This is a genomic window from Flavonifractor sp. An4 (genome assembly GCF_002161755.1).
GTDB classification, from domain to species: Bacteria; Bacillota; Clostridia; order Oscillospirales; family Oscillospiraceae; genus Flavonifractor; species Flavonifractor avicola.
Map to the genome: position 1 here is coordinate 1 of NZ_NFIL01000050.1, position 15,494 is coordinate 15,494.

General features: G+C 59.7%; 15 protein-coding genes. 5 read left to right on the forward strand and 10 right to left on the reverse strand.

The features are described from left to right. On the forward strand, positions 1-240 hold a 240-nt coding region (locus B5F94_RS16765), incomplete at its 5' end, for a hypothetical protein (RefSeq protein WP_204247504.1). Positions 241-541: 301 nt separating this feature from the next. Here the strand turns inward: B5F94_RS16765 and B5F94_RS14290 are convergent. From B5F94_RS14290 to B5F94_RS14310, 5 genes are all read right to left on the reverse strand, one after another. Beyond that, complete coding sequence (locus tag B5F94_RS14290) at positions 542-1,162, reverse strand: toprim domain-containing protein (RefSeq protein ID WP_087271197.1); 621 nt, start codon at positions 1,160-1,162, stop codon at positions 542-544. Between the two features lie 2 nt (positions 1,163-1,164). After that, on the reverse strand, positions 1,165-1,590 hold the full coding sequence (locus tag B5F94_RS14295) for a toxin-antitoxin system antitoxin subunit (protein WP_087331060.1): 426 nt from the start codon (positions 1,588-1,590) through the stop codon (positions 1,165-1,167). Positions 1,591-1,595: 5 nt separating this feature from the next. Continuing rightward, a complete protein-coding gene (gene holA, locus B5F94_RS14300; protein WP_087188679.1) occupies positions 1,596-2,633 on the reverse strand; it encodes a DNA polymerase III subunit delta in 1,038 nt (345 codons plus the stop codon). Positions 2,634-2,645: 12 nt separating this feature from the next. Further along, entirely contained in the window at positions 2,646-4,913 is a 2,268-nt protein-coding gene (locus B5F94_RS14305; protein ID WP_087331062.1) for a DNA internalization-related competence protein ComEC/Rec2, read from the reverse strand. Positions 4,914-5,079: 166 nt separating this feature from the next. Further along, positions 5,080-5,979 (reverse strand): DMT family transporter, encoded by a 900-nt coding sequence (locus B5F94_RS14310; RefSeq protein ID WP_087188681.1) that lies wholly within the window; start codon positions 5,977-5,979, stop codon positions 5,080-5,082. A 63-nt stretch (positions 5,980-6,042) separates the two neighbouring features. On the opposite strand from B5F94_RS14310, the gene B5F94_RS14315 reads away from it, so the two are divergent. Both B5F94_RS14315 and B5F94_RS14320 read left to right on the forward strand, forming a co-directional pair. Further along, a complete protein-coding gene (locus tag B5F94_RS14315; RefSeq protein ID WP_087188682.1) occupies positions 6,043-6,627 on the forward strand; it encodes a DNA-3-methyladenine glycosylase in 585 nt (194 codons plus the stop codon). Then, a complete protein-coding gene (locus B5F94_RS14320) occupies positions 6,624-7,256 on the forward strand; it encodes an HAD family hydrolase (RefSeq protein WP_087331064.1) in 633 nt (210 codons plus the stop codon). Before B5F94_RS14315 ends, B5F94_RS14320 begins: the two co-directional genes overlap by 4 nt. A 36-nt stretch (positions 7,257-7,292) precedes the next feature. On the opposite strand, the gene B5F94_RS14325 is transcribed toward B5F94_RS14320, so the two are convergent. Then, a complete protein-coding gene (locus B5F94_RS14325) occupies positions 7,293-9,725 on the reverse strand; it encodes an ATP-dependent helicase (protein WP_087331066.1) in 2,433 nt (810 codons plus the stop codon). A 225-nt stretch (positions 9,726-9,950) separates the two neighbouring features. On the opposite strand from B5F94_RS14325, the gene B5F94_RS14330 reads away from it, so the two are divergent. Beyond that, a complete protein-coding gene (locus B5F94_RS14330; protein ID WP_087271183.1) occupies positions 9,951-10,511 on the forward strand; it encodes a GNAT family N-acetyltransferase in 561 nt (186 codons plus the stop codon). After that, positions 10,512-11,828 carry a sodium-dependent transporter gene (locus B5F94_RS14335; RefSeq protein WP_087331068.1) on the forward strand — a complete coding sequence of 439 codons (1,317 nt, stop codon included), beginning with the start codon at positions 10,512-10,514 and terminating at the stop codon, positions 11,826-11,828. 45 nt (positions 11,829-11,873) lie between these two features. Here B5F94_RS14335 and spoIIR read toward each other — a convergent pair whose 3' ends face one another. From spoIIR to thrH, 4 genes are read right to left on the reverse strand one after another with little or no spacing between them, the layout of a single operon-like run. Beyond that, positions 11,874-12,506: a stage II sporulation protein R gene (spoIIR, locus tag B5F94_RS14340; RefSeq protein WP_087271178.1), complete on the reverse strand. Its 633-nt coding sequence runs from the start codon at positions 12,504-12,506 to the stop codon at positions 11,874-11,876. Between the two features lie 54 nt (positions 12,507-12,560). After that, complete coding sequence (ispE, locus tag B5F94_RS14345; RefSeq protein ID WP_087331070.1) at positions 12,561-13,442, reverse strand: 4-(cytidine 5'-diphospho)-2-C-methyl-D-erythritol kinase; 882 nt, start codon at positions 13,440-13,442, stop codon at positions 12,561-12,563. Between the two features lie 11 nt (positions 13,443-13,453). Beyond that, complete coding sequence (locus tag B5F94_RS14350; protein WP_087331072.1) at positions 13,454-14,728, reverse strand: DUF1015 domain-containing protein; 1,275 nt, start codon at positions 14,726-14,728, stop codon at positions 13,454-13,456. Positions 14,729-14,767: 39 nt separating this feature from the next. After that, positions 14,768-15,370 (reverse strand): bifunctional phosphoserine phosphatase/homoserine phosphotransferase ThrH, encoded by a 603-nt coding sequence (gene thrH / locus B5F94_RS14355; protein ID WP_087331074.1) that lies wholly within the window; start codon positions 15,368-15,370, stop codon positions 14,768-14,770. Positions 15,371-15,494 lie beyond the last annotated feature (124 nt).

Below are 15,494 nucleotides of genomic sequence, written 5' to 3' on the forward strand. Positions count from 1 at the left end.
AGCACGCCGCCAGCGTTCATCCTGAGCCAGGATCAAACTCTCAATAAAATGGTATCTAAAGAACCGAAGTTCTTCAAATCACTTTATCGAAGCTTAATTCATAGCTTCAAAGAAATTAATTCAAGAGCCTTCTTTCAAGCTTTGCTTGTCAGAAGGACTTCTCGTCCTTTCTGGTGCTTCGTGTTTCTTTCACGTTGTTTAATTTACAAGGTACACGCTCTTGCCAGCCGCTCGGGCTGACGTGCTATTTATTTTAGCACACTCTGTTTCGCTTGTCAAGAACTTTTTTCAAGTTTTTTCAGGGCTTTTTAGCCCCGAACCGCTTGTTTCGGTTCTTTTTCAAGCTGGTTCGTACCTTCCGGCGCGAACTTATTTAGTTTACCATGCACGCTCGCGTTTGTCAAGCACTTTTTTCTGATCCCTTTCCGCAAGGCTGTCCAGGTTCCCCTCGGTTTCTTCCGGTTTTGGTCAGATTTTCATGCCCTCTCGCAAGGTGCTCAGTTAGAATACCACCCCTGCCCCCGTTTGTCAACACCTTTTTTCACTTTTCTTCTTTTTCTTTTCCCGTCCCGGATTTTTGGACAGCAGCCGCCAAGTCCTCATAGGAGAAGAGCGCATTAAGCACCTCCAGCATGGCATTGGGAGACAGATGTCCCGGCAGCTTCAGCTGCTTCATCAAGGTCTGTCTGCGCTCGGCTGATCCAGCCCCTCCAGACAGCCCCAGCAGCATCAGGTCCGCCTTGGTGATGACTCGTCCACACCGCACCGGCGGAGCATCTTCCTCCAAGAAGGTAGCCCCCGCCCGTCGGAGGGCCTGTTCCAGTACCTGGGGACGCATCCCTTCCACGCCCAGCTTCCCCTCTTTTCCCGGCGTACGCTTCCGTCGTTCCTTACCCAGGATATCAGGCACATAGGCGTGCTTCACCTGTTCCGGCGGAATGCTGCCCTTGAGGAAATTGCGGATGACAAAACCAGCCCCATCCGGATCGGTGAGGATGATAAGGCCCCGCTCCGCCGCCAAGCGGCGGAACAGGGCCAGTTTCTCACTGTTTTTAAATACACCAAAGCCGGAGGTCTCCACAATAATGGTATCCACCATCTGAGAGAGGGTATTCTTATCATAACGCCCCTCTACCACAATAGCCTCTTTGATCCGCAGCATACTCAGCTCCAGTGTAGGCAGGCGTATCCGACGTGCCAGCCGTCACCCAGGTTTTCCGTGTACAGAACACCGGGCCGGGCACTGCCCCGCCAGGGTTGCTGATGGACATTCAGGCGATCCAGAGGCTGATCGGACAGCCAAGCTCGTGCCGCACCGTTGCAGAGACACACGGTCAGCGCACCATCCTCCAGGCGAACCGCCTCCACCTCCAGGCCATCCAGCGGTTGGGTACTAAATCCCTCCGAGGGCAGTTCCCCCGCCTGGGCCGCCTTCCGCAGAAGCTGCAGCTCGTCCCTCCGCACCGCCAGCAACTTGCGGACCTGCTCACGGATGATCTCCATCTGATTCTTTCTGCGATTGGCGGTCAGATACCACCCCGCCGCGCCGGCGGCGGCAAGCACCACGCCAAAGATCGCACGCTTTTTCATTATCATCAGGCTCCTTTCTTTACGGCCAGCTCCATCAGCAGGCCAGTCAACAGTTCTTCTCCATCCGCGCCAGTGGATTTCATGGCCAGATCTACTTCGCCACAGCGGATCACCGCCCGGCGGCACCAACCCAGAGAAAACCGCCGGGCTGACTGCATCATCCGTTCCGCCGGATAAGCCGAGCGCAGTCCCCACAGCTCCATCAAATAGCGGCTTCCCTTCCTGTGTTCCAGGGCCAGCCGGGCTGTATAGAGCTGCCGCAGCTGCTTGCCCAGGGCCGCCAGCAGTTTGATGGGAGGCTCCTGCATATGATAGAGGTCCCCCAGCACTGAGGCCGCCTTGTCAAAGTCTCCGGCGGAGATGGCATCGGTCATCTGGAACACCACCGCATCCAGCTGGGGTGTGGCTACCGCGTCGATATCCTGTCGGGTGACCCGCCGGTGAGAGGCGTAGGCACCAATCTTGCCGATCTCCGAAATCAGAGTGTGCATCAGATCTCCACACAGGAAGATAAGATACTTGGCGTCCTCAGTACCGATATCATGGTCCATGGCCCGGAAACGCCGGGCGATCCAGTCCACCAGGTCCCCCTGCTCCTGTCGGTTGAAGGGCACTACACTGCCCTTCTCCTTGATAACACCGGCCAGCTTGGTACGAGCATCTGATTTATATTCGATCAGGTCATACACAAAGACCAGGCACACATAGTCGGGCAGATCCTTCAAAATGGCGGTAAGCCCCTCCTTGTCTCCCTTGAAGAGATCGTAATCATTGACTACGATCATGGTGCGGGGACTCATCATAGGCAGGCAGTCCACCGTCTGGGCCAGAGCCTTCAAATCAAACTCCTTACCCTGGATCACATGGTAGTTGAAGGCCTCCATTCCCGGAGGCAGCAATTTCTGCTTCATCTGTCCCAGATAGTAGTCCCGCAGATAGGCCTCCTCGCCGTGAAACACATAAAGGCTGCCCAACGTGCCGCTTTTCAGATCCTGTTTCAGCTTCTGATAGGCAGCAGTATCTGGTTTTCCCTTTGGCGGCATGGTATCTTCTCCTTATTCCGCAGTAATAGTAACGGTCCCCGACCAGTCGGTGCGGTAGATCTGGCATCCGTGCTGGGACAGCCGGGCCAGAGTCTCCGCCGCCGGGTGACCGTAAGTATTGTATCCAACTGATATAACAGCCCATTCCGGCTGTATGGCCTGGAGCAATTCGTCCGACGAGGCGTATTTGGAGCCGTGGTGGCCTGCTACCAGCAGCTCTGTATCCGGCAGGTCTCCGTATTTCACCAGCCGTCCCTCCACCGTAGTATCCATATCTCCCGTAATGAGCACATCAAAGTCCCCTGCGCTGCCTAACACCGACAGGCCTTCTTCATTGCTGCTGCCGCTGCCCAGGGGCGGGTAGATCTTCAGGCTCGTCTCTCCCAGCTCGGCGGTGGCCCCGTCGGTGACCAACAAAGTCTCCACTCCATGGGCTTGGGCGGCAGCCTCCACCTCTGCCCGCAGGGCACTGTCCGGCTCCACGTCAGGCAGAATCAGCAGTCCCACGTCCATCCGCTCCAGTAGTTGAGGAATTCCGGATGCGTGGTCATCGTGATAGTGGGTGAGGATCACCAGATCGATGTGGCTCAGGCCCAGGGACTGAAAGTAATCCGCAGCGGTATTTCCCGCATCGTAGCCGCCGCAGTCAACCAACGCAGTCTGTCCCCGGGAATAGAGGGCCACGCTGAGACCCTGACCCACATCCAACACCGATACGGTCAGCCTTCCGCCGGTGAGGGCAGCAGCCTGGAGGATCAGGGCGCCACACAGGGTGGACGTGCTGAGGCACACCGGCACCGCCACCCGGCCTCTGGGGCCCCGCCAAAGCACCCACAGGAAAATAAGTCCATAGGTCAGAGCCATCCACAGAACCAGATAGACGGAATGGACGGCCACCGAGGCAAAGGGCAGGCTCGCCAGGGCAGCAGTGAGCCACTGGAGATACCACACCGGCAAGGAGACCACCCAGGCCATCACCGTGGCCACGGCAGGCAGCACAAGCCCCACCAGCGCCGTCACCAGCCCACCCAGGAAGGCATCGGACACCGCCCACAGGGAGAGCAGATTGGTAAGAGGTGAAATAAGCGTTACGCTGCCAAAATAGAAGGCCATCAGAGGCGTGGTGAACACAATGGCTCCCAACGTGGTGGCAACAGTGGCGATAATCACCCGGGCCACCCGGCAGCCCAGTTTGAGCCAAAAGTTCTGGGGCTTGCGGGGCAGTCTGCTCTCCCACTTCTCACACAAAGGCCCGGTAAACAGAAAGATACCGGCCACGGCGGCAAAGGACAGCTGGAGGGACACGCTGGCGGCGGCATAGGGATTGACCGCCAGCAGTATCATCAGCACGGTACTGAGGCTGGTAGGCGGATCATTGTCCCGGTCCACCAGCGGGGCAATCAGGAGCAAAGCCTGCATCAACGCCGCCCGCTGCACCGAGGGGGTGTTGCCTGCCACGGCGCTGAAAAAGAAGAGCAGGCAGATGCCCACCACTGCCGACAGCCGCCTGCGGCGGCCCAACAGAGTAGTAATCAGTCCGGCCAAAAAAGAGACATGGAGGCCGGAGACTGCGATCACATGGGCCAGTCCAGACCGGCGCAGGGCACTGTACACCGCCTCAGGCAGTTCCGTCTTGTCTCCCGTCAGCAACGCGGTGACCAAAGGCGCGGTACTATCCGGAAAAGCCCGGTCCACGCTGTCCTTCAGCGCCCCACTGAACAGGGCGGGCCAGCAGCCCACCGGAGTCTGTTCCGGCCGTTCCGCCGTCCATTCCTTCCCGCCACTGCCGATGAGGAGTACCCCTTTGGCATAATAGTAGCTGGTAGTCTCCCCCGCCATAGTGTCTGCCATACGGAAGGAGGCGGTCACCGTCAGCCGGTCGCCAGGCCGCAAACCCATGGCCTCTTCCCCATTCAAATAGAGCAAGGTCTTGACCGGACTTCCATCGTCCCCATAGACCTCCGCCAGAACAGAAGTGCTGTAGCTGTTCTCCTGAGGCCAATCGGTAACCAGAGCCGTAACCGTCGTCTCTGTGCCGTTCAGCCGCAGCGCAGGTACCCGTACCAGAGCGCAGTATACTCCCGTCCAACACAGGCCCGCCGCCAAACCGAAGCAGATCAGCAGCGTCCGCAGACGGGCTTTGCCCCGAAGGAACAGTCCGGCCAGGGCTGCCAAACCACAGCACGCCCCCGCCGGTACCAGTATGGCTTCCGGCAGCAGATAAACCGCCAGAAACACCGCGCCGGAAAAGGCGGCGGCAAACCAGGCCAGCTTACGCATAGGGCATCCCAGCCAGGCAGCGGATAGACTGAACATACATGGTCATCACCTTATCCATGATACCAAACTGAGCCATACAGCGCAAGACATGACTCCATGCACAGTCACAAAAAATGCAGAACAGCCCCCGCCCTTCCAGGGCAGGGGCTGTCTTTCTATCTGGTTCTTATTTCTTCCGCAGGAAAGAGAACTTGGTCTCGGAGCAGATCACGCCCACAAAGATCAGGGCAAAGCCCACCAGCATCAGGGCGGTAGGCTGCTCATTGGCGAAGATCATGGAGAAGATCACACCGAAAGGAGCCTCCAGAGACAGGAGGACCGCCGCGGTGGAGGGGGCGGTGTACTTCTGGCCGATGTTCTGGAAAAGCAGTGCGCCGCAGGAAGCGAAAATCACCAGGTAGGCAAGGCCAAAGATCAGATCGCCGTTGAACACCTCGGGGCTCACCGAAGTTCTGGTAACCAGCACGCCGATCCAGGAAAACACGGCAAAGCTGGCAAACTGGAGGGTGGTCAGGATGAAGATATCCCGGCCCTCGGAGAACTTGGACACCGCCACGATATGGGCGGCAAAGAAGAAGCCGCCGATAAGGGTAAGTACATCACCCATATTGAAAGCGGAGGCGTTATCGCCGGTAACCGACACCAGACCAATGCCAATGATGCACAGCAAGGCTGCGATCACATTGAACTTGTCCGGCCGGCGCTTGGCCACGATCCAGTACAGGAAGGGGACAATGACGCAGTAAACTGCAGTGAGGAAGGCGTTCTTGCCGGGGGTGGTCTGTTCCAGCCCGTAGGTCTGGAAAGCATAGGCCACAAACAGGCAGAAGCCCATTACTGTGCCGCCAATCAGGTAGTGGCGGTCCATCACCTTCCATCGTTTGATAAAGACCACCGCCAGCACAAGAGCGGCAAAACTGAATCGAATGGCCAGCAGCCAGAAGGTGGGCAGCACATCCACGCTGCTCTTCATCACTACAAAGGAACTACCCCAAATAATCGTAGCGAGGATAATCAGCGGGGTGGCGAACTTGGCCAGGACACTGCTTTCATTGGTTTGGCTCATGGTTGTACCTCTCCTTTACCTATGGTAAAATAAAATGTAATCCCAACAAAGGGGGGCATCCAAATGAAACCGCTGGATCGGACCTTTTTTGCCCGGGACACCTTGGATGTGGCCCGAGATCTGCTTGGAAAACACCTGGTCCGGATATGGAACGGGGAAACGCTGGTGGGTCGCATTACAGAAACCGAGGCCTATATTGGCCGGTGCGACAAGGCCTGCCACGCCTATGGCTACCGCCGAACCGCTCGGACCGAGACTCTCTTTGCCCCGCCGGGCACCGCATACATCTACCTGATCTACGGGATGTACCACTGTCTCAACTTTGTGACCGAGGCGGAAGGGGAGCCTGCTGCCGTCCTGCTGCGGGGTCTGGAACCGGTGGATGGGTTGGCTCGTATGAGCCTCAACCGCTTCGGCAAAATGCCCGGAGAGCTGACTTCCTATCAAAAGAAGCACTTTCTGGATGGACCGGGCAAGGTGTGCAAGGCCCTGGCTCTTACCCGTGCCCAAAACGGTCTGGACCTGTGCGGCCAGGAGTTGTTTCTCTGTGACGCAGGCGAAACACCCGCTGTCATCCATACAGGCCCCCGCATCGGCATCGATTACGCTGAGGAGGCCGTTCAATTCCCCTGGAGGTTTTATGTATGATCCTGTTTGACTTTGACGGCACCCTGGTGGACTCCAACGGCGTGTGGGAGGAGGTGGACAACACCTTCCTGACCCGCCGGGGGCTGACCCCCACCCAGGAGTACAGCGAGACGGTGGGCCACTCCATCTTCCCTCTGGCCGCCCAGTTCACCATCGATTACTACCACCTGGACACCACGCCTCAGGCCATCATGGACGAGTGGACCCAGCTGGGCCGGGAGGCCTACCTATCTCAGGTCCCCGCCAAACCGGGAGCTCTGGTCTTTCTGGACCAGTGCCGGCGGCAGGGGCAGACCATGGTATTGCTCACCGCCTGCGTGCCCGAATTCTGCCAGGCCGCCCTGAAGCGGCTCAATATGGAGAACTACTTCTCCCGCCTCATCTTCGTCCAGGAGCTGGGTATGCTGAAGAAGGACCCGGCCACCTTCGTCCATGTACTGAAAGAGCTGGGAGCCACGCCGGAAGATAGTACCCTCTACGAGGACTCTCCCGGCGCCTGCGCTGCCGCCAAGGACGCGGGGCTGACCGTAGTAGGGGTGTACGACCCTTTTTACGCCCGGTACGAGGGCGAATTGAAGGAGCTGTGCCATCAATACATTTATAGCTTTACGGAATTGCTTCAGCCGTAGCATTTCTCCGGGCCGCCTTCCGGCGGCCCGGTTTTCTTATACCTTGGTCATATACTGGGAGGCAGATTTCAGCATCAGCTTTTTGGTACCCACGCTGTCGAAGGCGATCTCCACCAGGGCGTCGCCGCCCATGGGAGTCACCTTGGTGATCAGGCCCTGACCGAAGGCCTTGTGCCGCACCGTATCGCCCATGCGGAAGGCTCCGCCGGACGGAGCGGCCTGGCTTGCCGCAGGCGCCGGGGCAGGCTGGGCCGCCGGAGCCGTATGGCCCAGAGAGAAGCCGTGGTCGAAGGTGCGGCGCACCGGCGCGGTCTTGCGGGCAGGCCGCTCCCCCTCACCCCGCTCGCCGTAGGGCAGGCGGCCGGACTTCTCCACCAGTTCCGGTGGAATCTCCCCCAAAAAGCGGGAGGGACGGTTGGAATTGGTGCGGCCGAAGAGCATACGCTGGGAGGCACAGGTCATATACAACTTCTCCTTGGCCCGGGTCATAGCCACATAGCATAGCCGCCGCTCTTCCTCCATCTCCTCTGGCTCACCGATGGCACGGATGCCGGGGAAAATACCCTCTTCCACGCCTACCACAAAGACCACCGGGAACTCCAGGCCCTTGGCGGAGTGCATGGTCATCATGACCACGCAGTCCTCGCTGGAGTCGTGGCTGTCAATATCGGTATAGAGGGCGATCTCATCCAGGAAGCCTGCCAGAGAGGGCTCCTCCACCGCATTGTCCAGGTAATTCTGGATGGAGGTAGCCAGCTCTCGCACGTTCTCCAGTCGGGTGCGATCCTCAATGGTCTTTTTCTGCTCCAGCATGACGGCATAACCGGTGCGTGCCACTACCTCTTCGTAGAAGGCAGGCAGAGGCAGCTCCCGGGACAGTTTCCGCAGATCGTCCATCAGTTCCACAAACTGGCCCAGCTTGGGAGCCGCCTTCTGCAGCTCCGGCCAATCCTTGGCGTGGCTGATGACCTCCCACAGGGACCTGCCCTCAGCCTGGGCAATGTTCTGCGCCCGGTCCACGGTGGTGGCGCCGATACCGCGGGGCGGATTGTTGATAATGCGGGAGAGCCGCAGATCGTCGCCGGGGTTGTTCACGGCGCTCAGGTAGGCCAGCATATCCTTGACCTCGGCACGGTCAAAGAACCGGATACCGCCGATGATGCGGTAGGGAATACCGTTGCGCTTGAAGGCCTGCTCGATCTGGTTGGACTGGGCGTTCATACGGTAGAGCACCGCGTGATCTTTCCAGCTGCGCCCGGCGGAAAAGCCTGCCAGGATCTGAGCCGCCACATACTGGGCCTCGTCGTGCTCATTCATGGCGGTATAGCACTGGATCTTCTCGCCCTCTTCGTGCTGAGTCCACAGTTCCTTGCCCTTGCGGCCCTCGTTGTTCTTGATAACTGCGTTGGAAGCCTCCAGAATGTTCTTGGTGGAGCGGTAGTTCTGCTCCAGCCGGATCACCCGGGCGCCCTTATACTGGCTTTCAAAGGAGAGGATGTTCTCAATGGTGGCGCCCCGGAAGCGATAGATGGACTGGTCGTCGTCACCCACCACGCAGATGTTCTCATAACCTCCCGCCAGAGTGGAGGCCAACAGATACTGCAGATTGTTGGTATCCTGATACTCGTCAATGAGGACGTAGCGGAATTTCTTCTGGTAGTAGGTCCGTACCTCCTCAAACCGCTGGAGCAGGCGCACCGTATCCAGGATAATGTCGTCGAAGTCCAGGGCATTGGCTTCCTTCAGCCTCCGCTCATACTCCACATAGATCTTGGCCATCTTCACCAGGCGGAAGTCTCCCGCCTTCTCGCACTGGGCCAGATAGTCCGCCCCGGACAGCATGGCGTCCTTGGCACGGGACAGGTAGCCCAGCACCGTGCGGGCAGAGAAAGTCTTGTCGTCCAGGTTGAAGTCCTTCACAATATCCTTGATGACCCGCTCGGAGTCGGCGGTGTCGTAAATGGTGAAGGAGCTGGTAAAGCCCAGTCGGTCGATGTCCCGCCGCAGGATACGCACGCAGGCGGAGTGGAAGGTGGAAGCCCACACGTCGTTGGCGGCGGGGCCCAGCATCCGCTCCAGCCGCTCTTTCAACTCTCCGGCAGCCTTGTTGGTAAAGGTGATGGCAAGGATGGACCAGGGCACGGCCGGGTCCAGGCGGCACAGCCGCTCCTGCTCTCCTTTCTTCTCCGGATCGGGGCGGGCCACATACTCCTCCAGGAAGGCCAGATCCTCCGGCGTCACCCAGGCAGGCACTTCGTTGGAATCGGAGCCCCGGCCGTACTTCATCAGGTTGGCGATGCGGTGGATGAGCACCGTAGTCTTTCCGCTGCCCGCTCCTGCCAGCAGCAGCAGAGGCCCTTCAGTGGCCAGAGCCGCTTTCCGCTGTTCCGGATTCAGATTTCCAAACTCCAGTTCGATGGCCGCCCGCCGGGCCTTGCAAAAGCGCAGTTCCTCTTGGGTATTCAACATATCGTTTTCCTGTCTCCTTGGCAATGGGAGAGCCGCCCACAGGTGGACGGCTCCCTTTTTTGGTATCTCTATTGTATCGAAAAGCGGCGGCCAGGTCAACCACCCCCAGGGGATTCTTTTTACCGTGATGGGCTCTTTAAAGTGCTATAACTTTATAGTGCAAAAGTCTTAAGGATGTGATATAATGTGCCTCGCGTGCAATGCATCGGAAGGGAGAGGGTTGGGATGCGCCGTTTTGTTTTTCGTTCCCTCCGGCTGGGGTTTCTGGCCTGTGATCCGGCGCTGGCAGGTCCGGCGGCAGCATTCTACCGACGCAATCGGGCAGCTTTTGCCCCCTTTGATCCGGTCCAGCCCGAGGAATTCTTTACAGCAGAGGGCCAGGCAGAGCGTCTTGCCTTCGACCTGGAGCAGGCGGAGGCGGGCCGCTGTTTCCGCTTCCTGTTGGTCCAGCCCCGGCATCCCGGTAAAATCATCGGGCTGGCTGGTCTCAACGAGATCGTGCGGGGGGCCTTCCAGTCCTGCTTCATCTCCTACAAGCTGGACCACACCCTCTGGGGACAGGGCTACGGCTCGGAAGCCATCGCCGCTCTGACGGAGTGGGGCTTCCGCAATCTGGGGCTCCACCGGGTGGAGGCCAACATCATGCCCCGCAATCTTCCCTCCCGCCGAGCGGCGGCCAGAGCCGGTTTTGAGGAGGAGGGACTGGCCAAACGCTATCTCAAGATCAACGGGGTATGGGAGGACCATATCCACATGGTACGCAGAAACGAAGAGGAGGATCTCTGAATGGAACACAACAAATCCGGCGGTAAGTTTACCAGCTCACTGGGATTTGTCCTGGCAGCGGTAGGCTCCGCCGTTGGCATGGGCAACATCTGGCTTTTCCCCTATCGCATGGGACAGTATGGCGGCGGCGCCTTTCTGATCCCCTATTTCATCTTTGTGGCCCTGTTCAGCTATGTAGGCCTGTCCGGCGAGTTTGCTTTGGGCCGGCTCACCGGCACCGGCGCCATGGGCTCTCTGGATTACGTCATGAAATCCCGGGGCAAGAAGGGCGGCAAGATCCTGGGCATCATTCCCCTGCTGGGGGTGCTGGGCATCGCCATCGGCTACTCGGTGGTGGTGGGCTGGGTCCTGCGGTACACCGCCGGCTCTGTCACCGGCTCCATTCTGGCCGGGGATTCTCAGAGCTTTTTTGACGCGCTGGCTGTCAACTTCGGTTCCGTGCCCTGGCACCTGATCGCGGTGGTCTTTACGGTGGTCATTCTGATTTTCGGCGTGGCCTCCGGCATTGAGAAGCTGAGCAAGTTCATGATGCCCGCCTTCTTTATTCTGTTTCTCATCATTGCCGTCCGGGTAGCCTTCCTTCCCGGTGCGGCGGAAGGCTACCTCTACCTGCTCCGGCCCGACTGGAGCTACCTGCTCAACCCGGAGACCTGGGTCATGGCTATGGGACAGGCTTTCTTCTCCCTGTCCATCAACGGTGCCGGTATGCTGATCTACGGCAGCTATATGAAGAAGGACGAGAGCATTCTGCGCCACGCGGGCATGACCGCCCTGCTGGATACTCTGGCCGCCCTGCTGGCGGGCTTTGCCATCATCCCCGCCGTCTTTGCCTTCGGCATTGATCCCACCAGCGGCCCCTCCCTTATGTTTGTCACCCTGCCTCAGGTCTTTGGGCAGATGCCCGGCGGCCAGATCTTCGCCCTGCTCTTCTTCGTGTCGGTGTTCTTCGCAGGTATCACCTCTCTGATGAATATGCTGGAGGCCTGCGGCGAGGCTCTCAGCTCCACCGTCAAGCTCTCCCGCCGGGCCGCCACGCTCATTGTTGGCGTGGTTACCTTTGTGCCCGGCCTGTTCCTGGAGTCCCTGGCCGGCATGGGCGGCTGGATGGACCTGATCACCATCTACGTCTCCCCCTTCGGCGCCCTGCTGGTGGCGGTGTTCATCTACTTCGTACTGCGGGTAGACACCATTAAGGACGAGCTGGCTCTGGGCGGAAAGGGCCGCCCCGGCACGTTCTTCACCGTTACCGCCCGCTTCTATGTGCTGGTGGCGGCAGCTGTGTGGGTGCTGGGCATCTACTACGGCGGCATTGGCTGATCTCATATAAAAAGACAGGCTCGGTTTACAGCCGAGCCTGTCTTTTTATCCGCCTGTGATCCAGTGCTGGAAGCCCTCCCACAGCTCAATGGCCTTGAACTTCACCACATACCCCTCGTCCTCTCCGGTGATGAGGGACACCTGGTCCTGGGTAAAGCCGTCGCTGAGGGCGGTCTGGGCCGCCGTCTCACTGACCGAACCCAGGCACAAGGGGGGAAAGACCACGCACCACCAGTTCTGACCGGCGCCTTCGCCGATCACCACCCGCAGGGCGGTATACTCTCCGGCGGGAAGGGCAAAGTCTGTGTACTGCTTGGTGGGAAACCAGTAGTTGTCCTCCAGGGAGACCGTCACCGGATACTGATACCCCTCCTCCGCCACCTGATCTGCTCCGGCAGCTGCTATGTCGGCCAAATGCTCTGTCAGAACCTCTCTGGTCTCTTCCAAGGTGGCCCCAGGCACAAAATAATCCGACGCCGCGCCCAGCACCCGGTCCCTCACCTTCAGCTTCAGGGCCTGGTCAGCCTCCGAGTCGGAGTTAGCCAGCACATGGAGCCGGATCACCTGATCGGACAGGGCCGCCTGACTCCGGTCCAGCCAGACCCCTGCCAGAGCCGCAATGGCCACACCCAGCAAAAGAGCCAGTTCCCATCGCCGCAGGGTCTTGCTCTGTTTCATAAAAAATCACCGTCCACATTGGTTTGTCTCCATTGTGGACGGTGATTTTTGATTTTATACCTGTTCCAGCAGATTTTCCACGGTCTGGGCCAGAAACGTCTCGTGGTACTGCTCCTTCAGCGCGTCAAAAGCACTTTTGGCCCGTTCCTCGTGGTCAAAAAGTCCGAACACAGTGGGACCGGTGCCGCTCATGGAGGAGCCAAGGGCTCCATGCTGGATCATCACATTTTTAATGGCGTCAATTTCCTGGGCACGGCGGCTGGGCAGAGCGTCCTCAAAGACGTTATACATCCGCCGGGCCACCCCGGGCAGATCACCGCTCTTCAGCGCCGCGATCAATCCGGCGGTATCAGGCCGCCGGCGAATCCGGCAGCCGTCCAGCGTACGGAACAACTCCGGCGTGGACACCGAGAAAGCGGGCTTGCACAGTACCACCAGGCAGGGCGGCAGAGGGGGCAGATCGGTAAGGACCTCTCCCCTGCCCTCGGCCAGGGCGGTGGTTCCCCGGACGCAGTAGGGCACATCAGAGCCCACCAGGGCGCCGATCTCCTCCAGCCGCTCCCAGGACAGGCCCAGGCCCAGCAGCTTGTTCAGCCCCCGGAGCACAGCAGCGGCGTCAGCACTGCCCCCCGCCATTCCGGCACACACCGGGATGGTCTTGTCCAACTTGATGGATAGTCCGCCGTGGTCCACCCCTGCCGCTTCGCATAGCCGCAGGGCGGCAGCGGCGGCCAGATTGCTCCCGTCGGCGGGCAAAAAGCCCAGGTTGCTCTCCATGCGCAGGGGCTGCCCGGTACCGGTCTCCAGCCGGAGGGTATCGGTAAGCCCCACCGTCTGCATCACCATCCGCATATCGTGGTAGCCGTCAGGCCGCTTTCCCAGCACATCCAGGGACAGATTCAGTTTGGCGTAGGCCTTGACCTCCAGGACTGCCATGAGACTCCTCCTTATCGGATCTTGCGCGCCTCCAGATAAAAGCGCTTGTCATGGGCCTCGCCCATAGAGAAGGTCTTGCGGGGCAGGGCCCCGTCGTGGATCACAGTGGGGAACAGCTGGTCCTTCCCCATGGCAGGCAGCAGGAAGGCCAGGTTGCCCGGCCGGGCCGCCAGGGTACGGGCCACATCAGCCCCGTGGATGTAGTCGATACGCCCGCCCTGTTCCTTCACATAGGTATCCAGGAAGGGCTGAAGGGTGCCCACCTCCATCTGCGCAGTGGGGTTGGGCACGGTGACCGCGCCCTGCCCGCCTGCGTGGACATAGCGGAGGACGTGGCCCTCCCCCTCACCCCGGAAAGCGCCGGGGAAGTTCTTTACCAGTGCATCCACCACCTGCTCCGGCTCTACGCCGAAGAGCACCCGGTGGATGGCCTCAAATTCCAGGGCCGGGTCGTGGAGGTTCACCAGTTCGCACAGGGCGAAGCGGGCAGGCAGACGGCTCCACTGCTCTTTGGGAGTCAGTCGCTTCTGACGCTCATAGCACTCCTTGGCTGTGGCCAGGGAGTGGTTGCCGTCACCCACGGCAAAGGCCATGACCTCCTCCGTGCCGTATTTGGCCCGGAAGGCGGCTGGGTCAGCCAGGGTGGACAGTGCGCCGGCCACCAGGGCCATACTCTCTTCATCCAGCAGCCAGCCGGTGATGTGTCCCCCACGCTCCATCAGGTCAAAGTCATACACCTTCTGCATTCTGTCTTTCCGCTGGGCCAGAGGCTCAATGACCGTTTTCTGGGGATCGTCGGTCAGCAGCATAACGTGGGGCAGCTCTAGGGGGGCGTTCTTCCGCACCGCCACCCGGGGCGGAATGCGGGCCATGACGGTACCCTCGGTGGCCCGCACGGCGGCGCCGGAGCCGGGCTCATAGTCGTACTGCTCCAGATCCACCATGCCCACCAGGCCCCGGCGCACCTTCAGGTTGTCCAGCCGCCGCTCCACATAGATGAGGGCGTTGGGGAACTCCTGAAAGCGCTCCTCCCGCAGGTAGCGGGTCATGGTGTTGTTGACTTCCATAATATCGGTCTCTACATTGGGACCGTCCAGGCAGCTCTCCGGCAGGATGAGCCGCAGGGCGGAGGGGGCGGAGCCCACATACTCCTCCACCCGCTGCCAGTAGTCCGGCTGGGAGGTATACTGATCGCAGGCCACCACCGACCACTTGCAGTATTCGCAGTCTCGGGGCAGCAGGATATCGGCCGGCCGGAAGGCCAGTCCCTCAAATTGCCGCAGCATATTGCTCACTCACTTCCAGACATGAAGTTTGGGTGGTACTCAGTCCATCGCGTTCCGGATGGCGGCCAGCAGATCGGGGAATTCCTCGTAGGCGGGCAGCTCCGGATGATCGGCCTTGATCTGGTCGGTGCTCTTGAAGAGGAAGCCCGCCTTGCTGGCCTGGATCATGCCCAGGTCGTTGAAACTATCCCCAGCGGCGATGGTGTCGTAGCCGATGGACTGGAGGGCCTTCACCGTGGTCAGCTTGGACTGGGGGCAGCGCATCTGGAAGCCGGTGATGGCACCGTCGTCGGCCACCTCCAGGGTGTTGCACATCAGAGTGGGCCAGCCCAGCTTTTTCATCAGGGGCTGTGCAAACTGCTCAAAGGTATCGCTGAGGATGATCACCTGGCTGAAGGAGCGCAGCTCATCCAGAAATTCCTTGGCCCCGGGCAGGGGATCGATGGTGGCAATGGTGTCCTGGATCTCCTTCAGGCCCAGTCCATGCTCTTTCAGAATATTCAGGCGGAACTGCATCAGCTTGTTGTAGTCAGGCTCGTCCCGGGTGGTGCGGCGCAGCTCCGGGATACCAGTGGCCTCGGAAAAGGCGATCCAGATCTCAGGGACCAGAACGCCCTCCATATCCAGACAGGTGATGTACATATCCTCTCCTCCTATTACAATATATTTACGGTTCAAGGCACGGCAGCCAGCCGTGTTTTTTTCCGCATCGTTGCCAAAGCTGTTAGAATGAGAGCGTCTTGGCCTGATGCTCACCTCCAAGGAC

Bases quoted from the DNA above. Each gene is read 5' to 3' on its own strand.
- ispE (WP_087331070.1), bottom strand. From the start codon at position 13,442: ATGGCAGTCCTGGAGGTCAAGGCCTACGCCAAACTGAATCTGTCCCTG.
- B5F94_RS14350 (WP_087331072.1), bottom strand. From the start codon at position 14,728: ATGCTGCGGCAATTTGAGGGACTGGCCTTCCGGCCGGCCGATATCCTG.
- B5F94_RS14310 (WP_087188681.1), bottom strand. From the start codon at position 5,979: ATGAGCCAAACCAATGAAAGCAGTGTCCTGGCCAAGTTCGCCACCCCG.
- B5F94_RS14305 (WP_087331062.1), bottom strand. From the start codon at position 4,913: ATGCGTAAGCTGGCCTGGTTTGCCGCCGCCTTTTCCGGCGCGGTGTTT.
- B5F94_RS14320 (WP_087331064.1), top strand. From the start codon at position 6,624: ATGATCCTGTTTGACTTTGACGGCACCCTGGTGGACTCCAACGGCGTG.
- B5F94_RS14335 (WP_087331068.1), top strand. From the start codon at position 10,512: ATGGAACACAACAAATCCGGCGGTAAGTTTACCAGCTCACTGGGATTT.
- B5F94_RS14295 (WP_087331060.1), bottom strand. From the start codon at position 1,590: ATGAAAAAGCGTGCGATCTTTGGCGTGGTGCTTGCCGCCGCCGGCGCG.
- thrH (WP_087331074.1), bottom strand. From the start codon at position 15,370: ATGTACATCACCTGTCTGGATATGGAGGGCGTTCTGGTCCCTGAGATC.
- B5F94_RS14290 (WP_087271197.1), bottom strand. From the start codon at position 1,162: ATGCTGCGGATCAAAGAGGCTATTGTGGTAGAGGGGCGTTATGATAAG.
- B5F94_RS14330 (WP_087271183.1), top strand. From the start codon at position 9,951: ATGCGCCGTTTTGTTTTTCGTTCCCTCCGGCTGGGGTTTCTGGCCTGT.
- B5F94_RS14315 (WP_087188682.1), top strand. From the start codon at position 6,043: ATGAAACCGCTGGATCGGACCTTTTTTGCCCGGGACACCTTGGATGTG.
- holA (WP_087188679.1), bottom strand. From the start codon at position 2,633: ATGCCGCCAAAGGGAAAACCAGATACTGCTGCCTATCAGAAGCTGAAA.
- B5F94_RS14325 (WP_087331066.1), bottom strand. From the start codon at position 9,725: ATGTTGAATACCCAAGAGGAACTGCGCTTTTGCAAGGCCCGGCGGGCG.
- spoIIR (WP_087271178.1), bottom strand. From the start codon at position 12,506: ATGAAACAGAGCAAGACCCTGCGGCGATGGGAACTGGCTCTTTTGCTG.